Source organism: Shewanella sp. (assembly GCF_047975355.1).
In the GTDB taxonomy this organism is placed as follows: domain Bacteria; phylum Pseudomonadota; class Gammaproteobacteria; order Enterobacterales; family Shewanellaceae; genus Shewanella.
This window is the reverse complement of record NZ_JBKEDJ010000042.1, coordinates 1-17,288: the sequence shown is the minus strand read 5'-3', so window position 1 is coordinate 17,288 and position 17,288 is coordinate 1. Positions and strand designations below refer to the sequence as shown.

19 protein-coding genes and 2 tRNA genes are annotated in these 17,288 nt (G+C 46.3%); 9 read left to right on the top strand and 12 right to left on the bottom strand.

What is annotated here, in order from left to right; all coding sequences use genetic code 11:
• Positions 1 to 171: 171 nt before the first annotated feature.
• Together ACK5NH_RS12820 and ACK5NH_RS12815 are read right to left on the bottom strand one after the other, a co-directional pair.
• Positions 172 to 244: transfer RNA gene (locus ACK5NH_RS12820), tRNA-Thr, on the bottom strand.
• A gap of 9 nt (positions 245 to 253) precedes the next feature.
• Positions 254 to 329, bottom strand: a tRNA-Phe gene (locus ACK5NH_RS12815).
• Positions 330 to 717: 388 nt separating this feature from the next.
• Between ACK5NH_RS12815 and ACK5NH_RS12810 the strand changes: the two genes are divergently transcribed.
• On the top strand, positions 718 to 1,269 hold the full coding sequence (locus tag ACK5NH_RS12810) for a cytochrome b (protein ID WP_416920623.1): 552 nt from the start codon (positions 718 to 720) through the stop codon (positions 1,267 to 1,269).
• 4 nt (positions 1,270 to 1,273) lie between these two features.
• On the top strand, positions 1,274 to 1,849 hold the full coding sequence (locus ACK5NH_RS12805; RefSeq protein ID WP_416920621.1) for a YceI family protein: 576 nt from the start codon (positions 1,274 to 1,276) through the stop codon (positions 1,847 to 1,849).
• A 76-nt stretch (positions 1,850 to 1,925) separates the two neighbouring features.
• On the opposite strand, the gene ACK5NH_RS12800 is transcribed toward ACK5NH_RS12805, so the two are convergent.
• Both ACK5NH_RS12800 and mutY read right to left on the bottom strand, forming a co-directional pair.
• A complete protein-coding gene (locus tag ACK5NH_RS12800) occupies positions 1,926 to 2,204 on the bottom strand; it encodes an oxidative damage protection protein (RefSeq protein ID WP_037420816.1) in 279 nt (92 codons plus the stop codon).
• Between the two features lie 2 nt (positions 2,205 to 2,206).
• Positions 2,207 to 3,319, bottom strand: coding sequence for an A/G-specific adenine glycosylase (gene mutY / locus ACK5NH_RS12795; RefSeq protein WP_416920619.1), 1,113 nt, complete (start codon positions 3,317 to 3,319; stop codon positions 2,207 to 2,209).
• Positions 3,320 to 3,498: 179 nt separating this feature from the next.
• Between mutY and trmB the strand changes: the two genes are divergently transcribed.
• The 5 genes from trmB (at position 3,499) to ACK5NH_RS12770 (ending at position 7,857) form a co-directional block, all read left to right on the top strand.
• Entirely contained in the window at positions 3,499 to 4,215 is a 717-nt protein-coding gene (gene trmB / locus ACK5NH_RS12790; RefSeq protein ID WP_416920617.1) for a tRNA (guanosine(46)-N7)-methyltransferase TrmB, read from the top strand.
• 45 nt (positions 4,216 to 4,260) lie between these two features.
• The gene (locus ACK5NH_RS12785) at positions 4,261 to 4,587 is read left to right on the top strand and encodes a YggL family protein (protein ID WP_011621970.1); all 327 of its coding nucleotides are present in this window, start codon (positions 4,261 to 4,263) and stop codon (positions 4,585 to 4,587) included.
• A complete protein-coding gene (gene glsB / locus ACK5NH_RS12780) occupies positions 4,587 to 5,501 on the top strand; it encodes a glutaminase B (RefSeq protein WP_416920615.1) in 915 nt (304 codons plus the stop codon). The genes ACK5NH_RS12785 and glsB overlap by 1 nt, the downstream gene beginning before the upstream one ends.
• 178 nt (positions 5,502 to 5,679) lie before the next feature.
• Complete coding sequence (locus tag ACK5NH_RS12775) at positions 5,680 to 6,501, top strand: YggN family protein (protein ID WP_416920613.1); 822 nt, start codon at positions 5,680 to 5,682, stop codon at positions 6,499 to 6,501.
• 414 nt (positions 6,502 to 6,915) lie between these two features.
• The gene (locus ACK5NH_RS12770; RefSeq protein WP_011625622.1) at positions 6,916 to 7,857 is read left to right on the top strand and encodes a LysR family transcriptional regulator; all 942 of its coding nucleotides are present in this window, start codon (positions 6,916 to 6,918) and stop codon (positions 7,855 to 7,857) included.
• Positions 7,858 to 8,480: 623 nt separating this feature from the next.
• Here the strand turns inward: ACK5NH_RS12770 and ACK5NH_RS12765 are convergent.
• The 8 genes from ACK5NH_RS12765 to ACK5NH_RS12730 form a co-directional block, all read right to left on the bottom strand.
• On the bottom strand, positions 8,481 to 10,328 hold the full coding sequence (locus ACK5NH_RS12765; protein WP_416920611.1) for a DUF885 domain-containing protein: 1,848 nt from the start codon (positions 10,326 to 10,328) through the stop codon (positions 8,481 to 8,483).
• A 152-nt stretch (positions 10,329 to 10,480) separates the two neighbouring features.
• Positions 10,481 to 11,638: a radical SAM family heme chaperone HemW gene (gene hemW / locus ACK5NH_RS12760; protein WP_416920609.1), complete on the bottom strand. Its 1,158-nt coding sequence runs from the start codon at positions 11,636 to 11,638 to the stop codon at positions 10,481 to 10,483.
• Complete coding sequence (rdgB, locus tag ACK5NH_RS12755) at positions 11,638 to 12,255, bottom strand: RdgB/HAM1 family non-canonical purine NTP pyrophosphatase (protein WP_416920607.1); 618 nt, start codon at positions 12,253 to 12,255, stop codon at positions 11,638 to 11,640. Before rdgB ends, hemW begins: the two co-directional genes overlap by 1 nt.
• 159 nt (positions 12,256 to 12,414) lie before the next feature.
• Positions 12,415 to 12,849: a DUF4426 domain-containing protein gene (locus ACK5NH_RS12750; RefSeq protein ID WP_416920605.1), complete on the bottom strand. Its 435-nt coding sequence runs from the start codon at positions 12,847 to 12,849 to the stop codon at positions 12,415 to 12,417.
• Between the two features lie 68 nt (positions 12,850 to 12,917).
• Positions 12,918 to 13,208: a DUF167 family protein YggU gene (yggU, locus tag ACK5NH_RS12745; RefSeq protein WP_416920603.1), complete on the bottom strand. Its 291-nt coding sequence runs from the start codon at positions 13,206 to 13,208 to the stop codon at positions 12,918 to 12,920.
• Positions 13,208 to 13,756 carry a YggT family protein gene (locus tag ACK5NH_RS12740; RefSeq protein WP_416920601.1) on the bottom strand — a complete coding sequence of 183 codons (549 nt, stop codon included), beginning with the start codon at positions 13,754 to 13,756 and terminating at the stop codon, positions 13,208 to 13,210. The genes yggU and ACK5NH_RS12740 overlap by 1 nt, the downstream gene beginning before the upstream one ends.
• Before the next feature lie 74 nt (positions 13,757 to 13,830).
• Positions 13,831 to 14,649: a pyrroline-5-carboxylate reductase gene (proC, locus tag ACK5NH_RS12735; protein ID WP_416920599.1), complete on the bottom strand. Its 819-nt coding sequence runs from the start codon at positions 14,647 to 14,649 to the stop codon at positions 13,831 to 13,833.
• Positions 14,650 to 14,868: 219 nt separating this feature from the next.
• Positions 14,869 to 15,585, bottom strand: coding sequence for a YggS family pyridoxal phosphate-dependent enzyme (locus ACK5NH_RS12730; RefSeq protein WP_416920597.1), 717 nt, complete (start codon positions 15,583 to 15,585; stop codon positions 14,869 to 14,871).
• Between the two features lie 35 nt (positions 15,586 to 15,620).
• Between ACK5NH_RS12730 and ACK5NH_RS12725 the strand changes: the two genes are divergently transcribed.
• Together ACK5NH_RS12725 and ACK5NH_RS12720 are read left to right on the top strand one after the other, a co-directional pair.
• The gene (locus tag ACK5NH_RS12725) at positions 15,621 to 16,658 is read left to right on the top strand and encodes a type IV pilus twitching motility protein PilT (protein WP_011716282.1); all 1,038 of its coding nucleotides are present in this window, start codon (positions 15,621 to 15,623) and stop codon (positions 16,656 to 16,658) included.
• Positions 16,659 to 16,667: 9 nt separating this feature from the next.
• A partial coding sequence (locus tag ACK5NH_RS12720; RefSeq protein WP_416920595.1) for an ATPase, T2SS/T4P/T4SS family occupies positions 16,668 to 17,288 on the top strand: 621 nt, incomplete at its 3' end.

Here is a 17,288-nt window from a genome sequence, read left to right as displayed (position 1 = left end):
CAGTATTTTATTTATCCGGCTTTATCAATAACTAAGAGTCGGACAAGGGAATAACTCATTCATAGAGAATTAGCCTGTTGTTCGCTATTGATGCTGCGACTTTTACTCTAATTCCAGATACAAAATCCAGAAACAAAAAAGCCACTCAATGAGTGGCTTTTTTGATTTTTATGGTGACGACACCAAGAGTCGAACTCGGGACCTACTGATTACAAGTCAGTTGCTCTACCAACTGAGCTATGCCGGCGAATGGTGGTGCCCGAACCCGGAATCGAACCAGGGACACGAGGATTTTCAATCCTCTGCTCTACCGACTGAGCTATTCGGGCAACTAAACTAAGCGTTAGCTGACTACTTTAAACCGACAACTTAATGCTGCCTCGTTCGAAGTGCGGCTATATTAGCGAGGGTGTTTATCCTCTGCAAGCGCTTTTTCCGGATAAATGATGTGTTCGACTGTTTAATGTGCACTTTGGGTGTTTTTTATCTATAAACCCATCGCAATAGGATTGGTTTGATGTCTTGAAGCTGTTTTGCTCGCGATACTTATCACTTCTACTCGTCCAGCTATCTGCTTCAAAACAGCAATAGCGTTAATCTTTCTGAATTTTAGAAAGAAATTAGCGATTTTTACTGATTTTAGTTTTTTATTTTCGTTTTATGATAATGAATATTATTTAATTGTGCGGCTTAGGCACAGCGGTTTGGAGTCGCTAAATGTTTAGAAATACTAAGTTGAATTATGGACTTATTGCTATTGCTATCCATTGGTTGAGTGCAGTTGTGGTGATAGGACTCTTTGCCGTCGGTGTATGGATGGTGGAATTAACCTACTACAGCCCATGGTACAAAACGGCGCCACATTGGCATAAAAGTGTCGGGATTTTGTTGTTGGCGGTAACGCTATTTCGTTTAGTTTGGCGTTTGGTTAATCCAAAGCCTGCACTTGAGCAAAATCATCAGTCATGGGAAAAGCTTACAGCACATATTGCCCATGGCGCGATTTATCTCTTATTGCTGGTGATTATGGCCGCTGGCATTTTGATTTCAACGGCAGAAGGCCGTGGAATTATGGTGTTTGACTGGTTTGAGTTACCCGGTCTAACACCACTGATTGAAAATCAGGCAGATATAGCCGGGGATATTCATCAATACGCCGCCTATAGCTTGATTGCTTTAGTAGTCGTGCATGCGTTAGGCGCGTTAAAGCACCATTTTATCGATAAAGATTCAACACTACTCAAGATGATTAAATTTAACCGAGGATAATATAATGAAAAAACAACTATTAGGTGCTTTGATTGGCGCATCTTTACTCGCTCCAATGGCCGCTTCTGCCGCAGATTATGTGATTGACCGTGAGGGCGCACATGCTTCTATTACCTTTAAAGTAAGTCACTTAGGTTATAGCTATGTGGTTGGCCGTTTTAATGATTTCAGCGGTGATTTTAGCTACGACGCGAAAAATCCAACGGCAGCCAAAGTGAATGTAAAAGTGAACACTTTAAGTGTTGATTCAAACCATGCTGAGCGTGATAAGCACATCCGCAGTGCCGATTTTTTAAATACTGCTAAATTTGCTGAAGCGACTTTCGTTTCTACCTCGGTTGAAGACAAAGGCAATGGCGATATGGTTATCAACGGCAACTTCACGCTCAATGGTGTGACTAAACCGCTGGCGATCCAAGCGCATGCAGTGGGTGAAGGTCAAGATCCTTGGGGCGGATATCGCGCTGGTTTTACCGGTACCACCACATTTGCGATGAAAGATTACGGCATCAAGATGGATTTAGGCCCAGCATCTGCCAATGTTGAATTAGATTTAGTGGTCGAAGGCGTGCGTAAGTAAGCGTTTGGTTGATTGATCAGGTAATAAAAAAGCGCCCAAGGGCGCTTTTTTATTACCTATGGGGAGCCTCTTAGACTTATTCCTGATCTTTTTCAGGCACAAAGCCTTCAATTTCAACGTCTTTTCCTTCGAAGAGGAAAGAGGTCATTTGCTCTTCCAAAAACTTACGATCATCAACATTCATCATGTTGAGTTTCTTTTCATTGATCAGCATGGTCTGTTTTTTCTGCCAAAGGCCCCAAGCTTCCTTACTGATGTTATCAAAAATACGTTTACCTAAATCACCAGGATACAGTTGAAAGTCTAGGCCGTCGGCTTCTTTGTTTAAATATACGCAATTGACTGTACGCGCCATGATTATTCCTTACTGACTACAGATTTTACGAGTGAGCCCAAATTGGCTAGCACGCGCTCTGTTGCGGCGGCGAGCCCTACTTTGGAAGGTTGATTGATGTTATACCAGAGAGACTGGTTTTGTTCCATGACTGCGCCCACGCTCTGCATACCCGAGGTTTGCTTGTTGTAGCCATTCGCGTGGCTATCTAAATTCAGTAGCATGGGCTGAATATCTAAATGGAAATGGCTAAAGGTATGCCTAAAACCGATTAATGGTTCGAGTTGCGTGGCGTGATAACCTTGGGCTTCAAGCTCTGTATTGAGTGCGGCTTGAGTACTAAACTCGGGGAAGCACCAGAGTCCGCCCCAAATGCCAGCAGGAGGGCGTTTAGCCAAGAATACTTGGTTATCCTTAAGCAAAACCAACATCCAAGCGGATTTCTCTGGAATGGTTTTCTTCGGTTTTTTACCGGGGAAATCGGTCTGCCTGCCCATAAGTTGGGCCTTGCAATCGATAGCCACGGGGCAAGCGGCACAATTGGGTTTGCTGCGAGTACAAATACTGGCACCAATATCCATCATGGCTTGGTTATATTTTTGAATATCCTGCTCTGGCGTCAACTGCTCGGTTAAGTGCCAGAGTTGTTCTTCCACAGGTTTTTGACCGGGCCAGCCTTCTATGGCCCCATGTCTTGCTAAGACGCGCTTAACATTGCCATCGAGGATTGGATGATGTTGCCCAAGTGATAGGGATAGCACTGCACCAGCCGTCGAACGGCCAATACCAGGAAGTGCTAACACTTGCTCAAAGTCTGTTGGAAATTGCCCTTGATACAAATCGCGAACCATTTTTGCCGCTTTGTGCAGATTGCGAGCTCTGGCGTAATAACCTAGGCCAGTCCAATGGTGTAGTACTTCATCATCCGGCGCGTTAGCGAGGGCTAACACATCGGGGAAACGTGCCATAAAACGCTGGTAATAGGGAATAACAGTCGCTACCTGAGTTTGTTGCAGCATAATCTCTGAAACCCATACACGATATGGGGTTTTATCTTGCTGCCAAGGGAGGGTTTTACGACCGTGATTGTCGTACCAATTAACGATACGTGTAGCAAAGGAGGCTGTAGATTTCATCGGCGCAGTGTAGCGGGAGATTGGTTGGCAAACAAGTAACACCCCATCGAAAAATCGGCCTAGATTCGCTCTCTAGGATAATCTTGTTATACTTCGCCTCCATTAGTGCTTGCACTGTAAGTTGAACTTTGGATAATGCCCTTCTTTTTAGATGGTGTTGTCCACGAGACGAGGCAAAAATGAGCGAAGTCACTACCGCTGAATTTAATGAAGAAGGCAAGTATCTGCGTAAGATCAGAAGCTTTGTCCTAAGAGAAGGTCGTTTGACTAAAGGTCAAGCGCAAGCCATTGAGACTCAGTGGCCAACAATGGGCTTAGATTACAGCCCAACACCATTAAACCTGACCGAAGTGTTTGGTCGCGAAGCCGATACAGTACTGGAAATCGGTTTCGGTATGGGCGCTTCTTTAGTACAAATGGCTCAAGAAGCTCCTGAGCAGAACTTTATCGGTATTGAAGTCCATAAACCTGGCGTTGGTTCATGCTTAAGTGATGCCGCCGCCGCTGGTGTGACTAATCTTCGCGTGTATCACCATGATGCAATGGAAGTGTTAGAACATGCTATCGCCGATGGCAGCCTTGCGCGGGTGCAATTGTTTTTCCCCGATCCTTGGCATAAAAAGCGCCACCATAAGCGCCGCATCGTACAGTCGGAATTTGCTGAGCTTATCCGTCGCAAGCTGAAGATTGGTGGCGTGTTCCATATGGCAACCGATTGGGAAAACTACAGCGAACATATGTTGGAAGTCATGAATGCGGCCAATGGTTACAAAAACCAATCCGCCGATGGTACCGTGGTGCCGCGCCCAGATCATCGTCCACTGACTAAATTTGAAGCCCGCGGTCATCGCCTCGGCCATGGCGTGTGGGATCTGATGTTTGAGCGTATCGCTTAACATCTTTTATTGATTTTATTTTTTAACACAACGGGGAAAATCACTATGGCAAAGAATCGTAGCCGTCGTTTACGTAAGAAAATGCGCGTTGATGAATTCCAAGAGTTAGGTTTTGACATTACTTGGACCTTCGATGCATCTGTCTCTGAAGCCGATATTGATGCAACCGTCGATAAGTTTATCGATGAAGTCATTGAAGCCCGTAAGTTAGGTTTCCACGGCGGTGGTCATATCGAGTGGGAAGGTATTATTGCTACCCAAACTATCGGTAAGTGCACCGAGGAAGATGTTGCAGCAGTGAAGGCTTTCTGGGCGGGTCAAAAAGTGACTCAACTCGAAGTTAGCGATCTGTACGATATCTGGTGGAGTTAATGCCAGAACAGGCGTTATTAGAGGAAGTGGTCGACAAAGTTCGACCCTTGCTCGGCCAAGGAAAGGTTGCTAATTACATCCCTGCGCTCGCCAATGTTGATGCTGGTAAATTGGGAATCGCCGTGACCACAATCGACGGTGAAACCATAGGCGCAGGCGATTACCTTGAGCCATTTTCAATCCAAAGTATTTCTAAAGTTTTCAGCTTAACCTTAGCGCTAACTTTATATGAAGAAACCGAAATTTGGAGCCGCGTCGGCAAAGAACCCTCGGGACACTCCTTCAATTCATTAGTCCAAGTTGAACTCGAGCGGGGTAAGCCTCGTAATCCCTTTATTAATGCTGGCGCGTTAGTCATCGCTGACTTATTACAGAGCCGTTTAGGGGCGCCTAAGCATCGGATGTTGGAATTGGTCAGGGCGCTGAGTCAAAACGATAAAGTCTGTTTCGACAAGCAAGTGGCAGATTCTGAATATCAACACAGTGCACGTAATGCGGCCATCGCTTATCTGATGAAATCCTTCGGCAATTTTCAAGGCGATGTCGATACAGTGCTGCGCACTTATTTTCATTATTGCGCCTTAAAAATGAATTGCGCCGACCTCTCACGGGCGATGTTGTATTTAGCCTATCGCGGTAAAACCTTAGATGGCACCGAGCTTATTTCGCAGGTACAGACGCGGCAGTTAAATGCCCTGTTAGCAACCTCTGGCTTGTACGACGGTGCCGGTGAGTTTGCCTACCGTGTTGGTATGCCAGGTAAAAGCGGTGTCGGTGGCGGCATTATTGCGGTGATCCCTGGGGAACTCTCGGTCTGCGTTTGGTCACCCGAATTAGATAATCAAGGTAACTCCCTCGCGGGGACGGCGATGCTGGAACATCTCAGCCAGCGTCTCGGTCGCTCAATCTTCTAATTAAGTTCTTCTATTAGCACTGTTAGGCTAACTATTAGTGAAATTCACTAATCTGCTATCGGTGCTAATTTTTATAACTCCATACTAATCAATTTCTTACAAAATTGGCACGCCTTCTGCTATTCGTCTTTTTGCATGTTAGCTTAGTCGAATTCCTCAGATTAAAGGATGAACAACAATGAAGATAAATACGCTATTAACTGGAGTGGCATTATCGGGCGTTATTTTAGGCGCTTCAGGCTTGCAATCAGCACAAGCGAAAACTGAGCCGCAAATCGATGAACGCTGTGAGGTTTCCCTTAATTATGATGTGAGAGTCGAGCCTAAAAAATTAGTGATGAGCGAGAAGGGCGCCGAGAAGTATCGCATCGAGGTCGACAAGTTATATGTCGAAGGCAAACAGGTCACCTTAACCGATAAGCAGAAGAAGTTAGTTAGCCAATATGCCGATGAGGTGTCGACTCAGGTTCCTGAGGTGATTGAATTAGTCAATGAAGCGGTTGCTCTGGCCTCTCAAGCTGTGAGCATGGCATTAACGCCACTGATGGGCGATGCCGCAGGTGCCAAGTTTGATGAGATGATGGCGGGCGTGCAGAAGCGAGTCGATGCCGTAGCCTATAGACAGGGCGATAGTTTTTACCTAGGTGCGACCGAGGAGTCGATGCAAAATACCTTTAACGATGAATTCGAACAGGAAATGGAGCAAATAGTGCAAAACTCCATTGGCACTCTGATGATGAATATCGGCGGCCAAATTCTTGCGGGCGACGGTGAATCCTTCGAAGCCAAGATGGAGGCGTTCTCACAAAAAATGGATAGACTAGGCGAAGATATTGAGCAGCAAATTGAAACCCAATCAAAGGGGCTTGAAGCGAAAGCCGACCGTTTATGTGACCGTTTTGAAAACCTGCTCGTGCTTGAAAATCAACTGCGTAAAGAAGTGCCTGAGTTAGCGCCCTATGTGTTAACGCAAAACACTCACCATGAGTTACGTGAGTAATAGCCGTTAAGGGATAAAATGGTTTTGTGTTTGAGTCTAGGCTGAAAGCCACCCTAGCAGACAAAATAAAGTGGTATAAACGATAAAGCCCCAGCACCTTGGTGTTTGGGGCTTTTTCTTGACTCATTTTTACCAAGCGGAATGATATTAATCTGATTGCTTGCGGCTATTTACTATGGAATATTACATTCTAAAGACTAATGTTTGGTATACTCTTAAAATATAATGAAAAGCTGGCAATTCAGTCAGATAGAACACTCTACTTTAGCGGACTTTTTCGGTCTAAATCTCTACAACGAACCCAATTGCTGTGAGATATTAAGGCATTGAGGGATGCTTTAAGGCATTTGTGCTGCATTCCTGTGCTATTCCGAAAGTTAATATCACTGTCGAAACTGCTTAAGGCGACTTTCCATGTTAGAACTGTTAGAACCTATTGCGATTTTTACTCATGTGGCCAGAGCTGGTAGTTTTAGTGCCGCCGCAAGAAGGCTTGGGATCTCTAAATCTAAGGTCAGTACGCAGGTAGCCGATCTCGAACATAGACTCGGTGTTCAACTGATCCAGCGTACCACTCGAAGCTTAAGTCTGACTGAAGCTGGACATTTGTTATATCTGCAAGGTGAAGAGTTGCTTCGCGATGCCGAACAGGCCATTGCTAGCGTGCATAACTTAAACGATGCCACCCGCGGTGTGTTGAAGGTGGGGATTTCCCAGTCCTTTGGTGCTATGCATATCATTCCTGCGCTGCCATCATTTATGGCCAAACACCCTGAGCTCGAGCTGCAAGTCAGCTTATTAGATCATAAGGTGGATGTAGTCAGCGAAGGTTTAGACCTATTGTTGACTATGTCTGAGCAGCTTCCCTTGGGTATGGTGGCGCGCCCTTTGATGAAGTGTCAGTTCCTACTCGTTGCCTCACCTGATTATATTGCTAAACATGGCGAACCGTCGCGTCCAGAGCAATTGGTCGACCATAACTGCTTGGTGTATCAAGGTGAGTGGCATGAGCACAGCATGTGGCAGTTTAAAAAAGGCGATGATTACTGTGAGATAGGTGTCTCTGGTAACTTTAGAGTGGATAATGCTCCCGCTTTAAAATCAGCTGCGATCAGTGGCTTAGGGGTTGTCTATCTTGCCAGTTACTTGATGGAAGATGAAATCGCTAAGGGCACCTTAGTGCCGCTACTGAGGGATTGGCAATTGACCCATCATTTACCGCTACAGGCCGTTTACCCACGCCGTAAACACTTAGCGCCCAAGGTGAGTGCCTTTATTGAGTTTATTAAAGACCACATTGGCAATCCACCTTATTGGGACATTCCCTATGCCGAACTCTTCAGTGAACGTCAGTAATTTTGGAAACATTGTTCTTAAAATGCGTTTAATTCGTTTTGAGAGAGTTTTGTGGTTTTGAAATATTTTCAGAATCAATTGGTTAAGTTATGCTTCGCTTGTATTTTAGTTTGGTTTTTTAGGGTTGTCTAAAACAGCTTTTTAGTAGGTGTATTGAAGTCTGTTCTTAAATGAATACAATGGTTGCCAGATGATTCGGAATGACCTGAGTCATACACTTTTACTGGAAATGACCCCTTTTGGTATTAGCGTACAGGTTGGCAGCAATGCAGTTTCGGATCACAGCCAGCAGAAGTTTGCGAACTAAAACAATGTTGGCTTTTAAACCATCATCCTAGTTTTTGGTTTACCTCAGCTCATTAGGCTGAGGTAATTTTTTTCTGATGGTTGAGTGCGGGGACGAGTTTTGTCTCTCTGTACCCTAAAGTCACACCGAGTGTTAAGTGCTTATACTTAATACATCTAATATAGTGACCCACAGTGAGATAGGGTTTTATGACCAAGCCGGTGATAAATCCAATAAAAAAGCCACTTGATAGTGGCTTTTTTATTGGCTGCGATTTAAGGATTTTATTCGTAAGGTGTCCAAGGGAGGCGAGTGTTAGCCTCCCAAGGTTCCAATCTTAGGCTTTGTTAACGCTAGCAATCCATTGATCGACTTGCTCTTCCAGCACATCCAAAGGCAGTGCACCGTTAGCCAAGACTAAAGTATGGAAATCCCGGATATCAAACTTGTCACCCAGTTGTTTTTCCGCCTTGAGTCTTAGCTCGAGTAACTTAATCATCCCTACTTTATAGGCAGTAGCTTGAGATGGCATAATGATATGACGTTCGACCATTTTCTTCGCATCGGATTTTGCGTTAGGGGTATTATCGACGTAATAAGCAATCCCTTGTTCGCGGGTCCATTTCTTGGCGTGAATACCTGTATCGACCACTAAACGGCAAGCTCGCCATAACTCCATCGCCAGTCGACCAAAATCGGAGTAAGGGTCAGCATATAAGCCCATCTCCTTGGGGAAAGACTCACTGTAGAGCCCCCAACCTTCGATATAGGCGGTATAGCCACCGAATTTACGGAACTTAGGAATATCCTTTAGCTCCTGCGAGATAGCGATTTGCATATGGTGGCCAGGGATCCCTTCATGGTAAGCCAGTGCTTCCATCTGGTATTTAGGCATGGCTTTCATATCGTAGAGGTTGGCATAATAGCTGCCAGGGCGAGAGCCATCGGGCGCCGGTTGTTCATAGAAGGCTTTCCCAGCTGATTTTTCTCTAAAGGCTTCAACCTGTTTGACTATCATGGCCGCCTTGGGTTTGACCTTAAAAACTTCATCCAAGCGTGAGTGCATATTATCGATAAGCTGTGTTGCATCGGCTAAATAGGTCGCCTTGCCTTCAGCGGTATTAGGATAGTAGAACTGCGGATCGTCGCGCATAAAGGCGAAGAACTCTTGCAAGGTGCCGTTAAAGTTGACCTTTTTCATAATGACGCGCATTTCATTATGAATGCGTTCTACTTCGGCAAGGCCGAGTTGATGGATTTCATCGGCCGTCATCCGAGTGGTTGTGGTGCGCGCAAGGGCATTGTTATAAAACGCGGCGCCGTCGGGGAATTTCCAAACCCCATCTAGGGTATCGGCCTTAGCTTCTAAGGTTTTGATATAGGCGATAAGCGTCTTGTATGCAGGCTCAACTTGCGAGACTAACGCTTTTTCTGCATCGGCAATAAGTTGGGCTTTTTCTGCTTCAGAGATGCTGAGTGCATTCACTTTTTTGCGAAAATCCGCCAACAGGGCACTGTCTTCGCCTTTATCGAAGGGGGCGCCTTTAATGATGTTTTGGCTGTCAGAAATCACGTAACCGAACACAAATTTAGGGGCAATAATGCCTTTGTCTGCACGAACCTCGAGCGCCTGTTGCAATTGGCTTAAGCGCTTAGGCACACCATTTAAACGGCTGATATATGCCTTAGCATCGCTAACATCGGTGATCTGGTGTTGATTAATCAGGAAGGAGGCAATCATCGAATGACCACCGTACATCTGATTCACTGGGTAGTTATGGTAACGCCACTGGTAGTCTTTGATATCGTTATTCAAGTTTTGGGTGAGTAACGTCAGGCTTAGGCGAGTTTGTGGATCAAGCTTACTCGCATCCAGTTGACTCACCTCAGCCAATTGTTTCTTGGTGCGCGCCAATTCACGTGCATCCGCCTCATCTCCAATATCATCCCATTTATCATAGTCCTGCTTAATGCCCATATAAGTTTGCGAAATAGGGCTAGCCATGATGTTTTCCATGAAGATGGCTTCAAACAGTGCATTGGCTTTTTCTGACTCGCTTTGGGCGGCAACACTTGTACTGGCCACATTATGTGAGTCATTTAAGGTGGGCACAGCATGGGAAGGCAGTGCTAGCAGGGCGGAGAGAGTAAATGCGACTAAGCTGATGTTCGTTTTTATTGGCATGATCAGGCTTCCTTAACAATGTTCAGGCAATTCTAAAGAAGCAGGGGAAAAATGTATGAATATAAATGTTAGAAAATGTGTTAGCAGTTACCGTGCTTTATTTGATGATATCCAGCTAACACATTATTTATATTTGTAATTTAAGAGGTTAATTAGCAAAATTGCGTGAGTAAATCATTCACAAACATGTGACCTTTGCTGGTTAATTGCCAATGTTCAGCCGATTCGGTGAGCAAACCCCGTTGTTTGGCCTTTTCCATTCCCTCTTTCAACGTATCTCGGTGTAAACCGGTTCTGTCTTCAAACTCTTGCTTAGGGATAGGCGTCATTAAGCGCAGACGATTCATCAAGTATTCGAGGGCGCGATCTTCTTCGGCGACCTCAGTCTGCTCGAAGTTATAGTTGTCGGCAGCTAAATAACCCTTAGGGTGTTTGATTTTAACCGTGCGAATAATGCGATTTTCTTCGGGCAAGGTCACTTTGCCATGGGCACCGCAGCCAATGCCTAAATAATCGCCGAATTGCCAATAGTTTAGGTTATGCCTGCATTGATATCCGGGTTTGGCATAGGCCGAGATTTCATACTGCTCATAACCGAGTGCCGCTAACTTTTGTTGCCCTTGTTCGTAGATCTGCCAGAGATCTTCATCGTCGGGTAGTTGCGGCGGTTTTGAGTGGAACAAGGTATTGGGCTCAATCGTCAGTTGATACCAAGACAAATGCGGCGGATTGAGTGCCGCAGCGGTATCTATATCCGCCATGGCCTCAGCAAAGCTTTGATTGGGAAGTCCGTGCATCAAATCCAAGTTAAAACTTAAATAACCCGCTTGGCTGGCTTTTTGGGCGGCGGTTTGGGCTTCGTTTTGATCGTGGATCCGCCCCAGCAGATTAAGCTTATCCTTAGAGAAACTCTGTACTCCAATGGATAACCGGGTGACCCCTGCGGCGCGGTAGGCACTAAAGTCATCGTGCTCTAGGGTGCCAGGGTTGGCCTCCATGGTGATTTCAATATCGTCACTGAAGGGGATCAGCGCATTGGCGCCATCCAATATCCGTTTGATTTGATTGGCATCAAACAGAGACGGCGTTCCACCACCAATAAAAATGGTGTGCAGCTTACGGCCTTGTACCAAGTGCAAGTCTTGGCGTAAGTCCGCTAGCACAGCATCCACATAGGCCTGCTGGGGTAATTCACCATTTTGCCCATGGGAATTAAAGTCGCAGTAAGGGCATTTTTGTACACACCAGGGAATATGGATGTACAGGCTCAACGGCGGCAGGGTTAACTGAGGTGTCACATTCACTGACATTATTGCGCGTTCCCGTCGGTAAATACGCCTTTTTCCTTCATGGCTTCAATCAATTGCACTAGAGCTTTACCACGGTGACTCAAGGCATTTTTTTCATCACTGCTCATTTGAGCGGCGCTGCAATCATGGTGCTCAGGGATAAAAATTGGATCGTAACCATGGCCGTTTTCACCACGCTGGACGAAATTGATTTGGCCTTCCCAAGAAGCTTGGCAAATGATGGGCGTAGGGTCCTGCGCATGGCGCATATAGACTAAAACGCATTGGAAGCGTGCCGTGCGCGGCGCAGGATTATCCTTTAATGTGTCTAAAAGCTTTAACACATTGTCTTGATCCTTAGCATTTTCCCCCGCATAGCGCGCAGAATAGATGCCCGGTGCGCCTTGGAGTAAATCGACTTCTAATCCCGAGTCATCGGCAATGGCGGCAAGTCCGGTAATTTGCGCCGCATGTCTGGCTTTGATAATGGCGTTTTCGACAAATGTTGTGCCCGTTTCAGCCACTTCACTGACGTTAAATTGGCTTTGTGGCAGCACTTTTACGCCGTAGGCGGCGAGCATTTGATCGAATTCGGCAAGTTTACCTTTATTGCCACTGGCGAGGACGATTTGTTGCATGGAATACCTATTGGATTGGGCGCTCTTGGCTGTGCGTCACTGAGTGTGAACATTGAGCGATGTCATTGGACTAAATGCGGCAATGATACCCAAGCTTGACGGCAAAGGACAGAAAAAGGCAGGACGATACTTGGTATCGTCCTTACTGATGGGCCGAGATTATTCGACGTAGAACTTTTGCTTAAACTGCAGATTGGTATTGAGCTGATTATCGTGCTTGATGGCGATGTTGAAATTGATTTCTTGATCATCGCGGTATGGCACTTCTGCGATGTAGTAAATGGCATTTCCTTCACGTATTTCTCTAAATTTCAGATCGATACGCGCATCGAGTAAGTTATTGGCAATACCGGTTATCTCAACGGGGACGGCTGGTGAGCCTTCTTCACTCATATCTAATACGGCAATGTTAATGATGCCAGTGTAGCTACTACGTTCAATACCATAGGATTTTGCAATACTGGGTGTTAAAAAGGTGCTACCCAGCGCCATGTAATGAATATCAAAATTACCGACAGTTTCTTTTTGCTCGGCGTTGGCTATACCGCAGAGGCTAGCGGTTAAGGCGAGCATGATAAGGAGATTACGTAACATGATGTTGTACCTTCAAATGAGGGATTACTTGAGTATAGGTCGTAGGAAGGAGACTTCCAACGGTGCGTTTATTCGAGCAGTGTCGCTATCTCTGTGGGGACGTTTTTGGGGGCGCTAATGCGTACCTGCTTATGACGTCCTAATTCTCCCTTGAGGATGTGAACATCGCTTTTAGGGACTTTAAAGGTCTTGGCTAAATACTTGCTCAAATGGGCATTGGCCTTACCATCGATAGGTGGGACGGTAATGGCGACTTTTAACTCATCGCCGTGTAGCCCGACTATCTGATCGCGACTCGCTTTAGGTTGAATATACAAATTAAGCAGCAAGTCGCCTTGCTGCATAACCACTGCGCTCATTAAATTACGGCCCAAAATGGCACGTATTGCGCCAAAAGCATGTTGATAAAGTTCATGCCGATAATGACCAACATCACAGATAGATCTAAACCACCGATAGGCGGAATAATGCGGCGAACTGGCGCCAAAATTGGCTCTGTCAGTTGTCCCATAATCATCACAATCGGGTTATAGCCTTGATTGAACCAGCTTAAGATGGCGCGAATGATCAGCATCCAGAAGAGTAAAATGCCTGCTTGTTTGATAACAGTGACGAGTGCAAATACAAAAAACAGCACAATATCGATACCGCCGCCAGCAATAAGGCTTAAAAGCAGTACTTTGGTCATTACCACTAAGAGGGCGAGTACAAATGAGGAGGTATCGAATCTTCCCATCGAGGGGATTAACCGACGCATAGGCGCGATTAACGGATGGGTTGCCTTAACAATAAATTGACTAAAGGGATTATAAAAATCGGCTCGGGCCAAGGGGAGCCAGATCCGTAATATCACCACCATCAAATACAAATCGAAGAGTGTGCTGATCAAAAAGGTTAATGCATTCATCGAGATTTCTGCCTATATGTGTCCAATTAAAAACGCCCGCATTATATTAGGTGAGCCGACTAGAAACGGCTGAATCAAAAAGTATTGGCCATTTCCTCTGCTCGTTTGATGCAGTTTTCCATCGCATTCTTGACCACACCACGGAGATCCGCCGCTTCAAATGTGGCGATGGCTTGCGCCGTTGTGCCGCCCTTAGAGGTGACATTCTCCCGTAAATTACCCAGCGTAAGCTCTGGATTTTGCTTTGCCATCATAGCAGCACCGAGGGCCGCTTGCTGTACTAAGCTTCTGGCTTTGGCTTCATCCATACCCATTTGTTTGCCGGCATCAATCATAGATTCCATCAGCAGGAAGAAATAGGCTGGTGAACTACCCGCAAGGGCAATCACTTGATTAATCTCTGATTCCTCATTCACCCACACAATTTCACCGCCGCTGGACATCAAGCGTTCGGCAATGGCTTGTTGGGCAACAGAGAGCGGCTGCGGCGCGTAGAGACCTGTCATACCTACACCGATTTGCATTGGCGTGTTTGGCATAGTGCGAACCAGCGTGATGGGCTGCGCTAAATACTGGCTGTAGCGCTCTGCTTTAATCCCCGCGGCAATGGTAATGACCAGCTTGTTAGACATATCAATGCCTTGCAGTGCTTGGCAGACTTGCTCCATCAACTGAGGCTTAACAGATAATACGATGACATCGGCATCTTGGGCGGCGCTAATATTGTCTTGGGATACACGCACACCAAAGTCGGCGGCGAGGGCATCGAGTTTACCTTGGCTAGGATTGGTGGCTTGCACTAGCGCAGCAGGATAGCCGCTACGAATTAAGCCGCTGATAATACTGCGGGTCATATTACCCGCACCGATAAAGCAGATTTTTTGTTGACTCATGTGTACCCCATAATGTCTGGCCTAGGCTGAGTGGATAACATTCAGCATTAATATCATTGAATTAGCGTTATTAGGCCGGATAAAAATTTCTATTTAATGTTCTCTAACAGTATTTGGGCTTTAGCCACTAAAAACAAGGCTAAAGCCGATTTTGCTCGCTCGCCTTTGGCTATCTATACCATTTTCTATAACCGTAAGTGACGGTTTAACAAGTATCCACTAATTGGTGGTCGTTTCTTTGGCTGTGTAATCCCGTTCACCAAAGATTGCGCTGCCGATACGTACCATGGTTGAGCCGCACTCAATAGCGATGTCTAAATCATTACTCATGCCCATAGAAAGCGTATCGACAGCGGGGTGATGCTGCTTTAGCGTATCGAATAACTGCTTAAGCTCGCTGAGTTCGCGGGTCTGCTGCACGATGTCATTGGTGGCACTGGGAATCGCCATTAAGCCCCGCAGTTGTAAATAGGGTAATTGGCTGATGCTATCGGCCAGCGGCAGCATTTGCTCGGCATCGATACCGGATTTTGTCTCTTCATCACTGATGTTGATTTGAATACACACATTGAGCGGCGCAAGCTGTGCTGGACGCTGCTCATTGAGGCGCTGGGCAATTTTCTCCCGCGAAAGGGTGTGCATCCAATCGAAGTGCTGGGCGACTAAGGCTGTTTTATTGGATTGCAGTGGCCCAATAAAATGCCATTCAATATCAGGGTGTGTGCCCTTTAGCGTCTCAATTTTGGTCACCCCTTCTTGAACATAGTTCTCGCCAAAGCAACGCTGGCCCGCATCATAGGCTGCTATAATATCTTCAATGGGTTTAGTCTTACTGACGGCAAGTAAGCGAATACTGTGAGGTAGGCGTGCGCATTTTTGCGCCGCTTGCGCGATCCTGCTCTGGGCGACTGCGAGTCTGTCTGCTATTGTTGTCATGATGTAATTATCTGGTTGCAAGGATATCCCAAACTATGGAAATCACTGAGTTATTAGCCTTTAGTGTAAAACACAAAGCCTCGGATCTACACCTCTCTGCAGGGATATCTCCCATGATCCGTGTCGACGGTGAAGTGAGAAAAATTAACCTGCCCGCGCTCGATCATCAGGGTGTACACAGCCTTGTGTACGACATTATGAATGATAAACAGCGTAAGGACTTTGAAGAGCATTTAGAAATCGACTTTTCGTTCGAAGTCCCTAATTTAGCGCGTTTCCGTGTGAACGCCTTTAACCAATCCCGCGGTGCGGCGGCGGTATTTCGTACCATTCCAAGCGAAATTTTGTCGCTCGAGCAGTTAGGGGCGCCAGAGATTTTTAAAAAAATTTCCAGTTTTCCCCGCGGCTTAGTGCTTGTTACTGGGCCTACAGGTTCGGGTAAGAGTACCACACTTGCGGCCATGGTGGATTACATCAATGAGAACCGCCACGACCATATCTTAACCATTGAAGATCCTATCGAATTCGTTCACCAGAATAAGCAATGTTTGATTAACCAACGGGAAGTGCATCGTCATACCCACAGCTTTAACGCGGCGCTGCGTAGCGCACTGCGTGAAGACCCTGACGTTATCCTCGTCGGTGAGATGCGTGACCTTGAAACCATTCGTCTGGCGATGACGGCGGCCGAAACGGGTCACTTAGTCTTTGGTACCTTGCACACCACCTCGGCGGCTAAGACCATCGACCGTGTGGTTGACGTTTTCCCAGCTGGTGAAAAGGACATGGTTCGCACCATGTTATCTGAATCATTACAGGCGGTTATTTCGCAAACCCTGATTAAGAAAATCGGTGGTGGCCGTGTGGCAGCCCACGAAATCATGATGGGTACGCCCGCTATCCGTAACCTTATCCGTGAAGATAAAGTAGCGCAGATGTACTCAGCCATTCAAACGGGTATGGCCCATGGCATGCAAACGCTCGAACAGTGTCTGCAAAACTTAGTCAACCGTGGCCTCATCACCCGTGAGGATGCCATGTCGAAGAGTTCAAACAAACAAGCGACGTTTTAAGGATTTATGATGGATGTCCGTCCGTTTTTAAAAGTCATGGTGGAGCGTAAAGCCTCGGACTTGTTTATTACCGCAGGTTTTCCGCCGAGCGCCAAAATCGATGGTGAGTTACGCCCATTGGCCGAGAGTGCCTTCACGCCCGCGCAATCTTTGGATTTTGTTGAATCCGTGATGACAGAGGCGCAAAAGAAGGAGTTTCACAGCACTCGCGAGTGTAACTTCGCTTTTGCGGTGAAGGATTTAGGGCGTTTCCGCGTCAGCGCATTCTGGCAGCGTGAATCTCCGGGATGCGTTATGCGCCGGATTGAGACCAAGATCCCAGAGGTGGAAGACTTAAAACTGCCACCGATTTTAAAAGATCTGGTGATGAGTAAACGCGGTCTTATCATCATGGTGGGGGGAACGGGTACAGGTAAGTCGACCTCCTTGGCTGCGTTAGTGGGTTATCGTAATGCCCATGCCCGTGGTCACATCCTCACCATCGAAGACCCAGTGGAATTTGTGCACGACCATCGCAAAAGCATCATCACTCAACGTGAAGTGGGTATAGATACTGAATCCTTTGATGCGGCGCTGAAGAGTTCGCTGCGTCAGGCGCCCGATGTGATTTTGATTGGTGAGATCCGTACT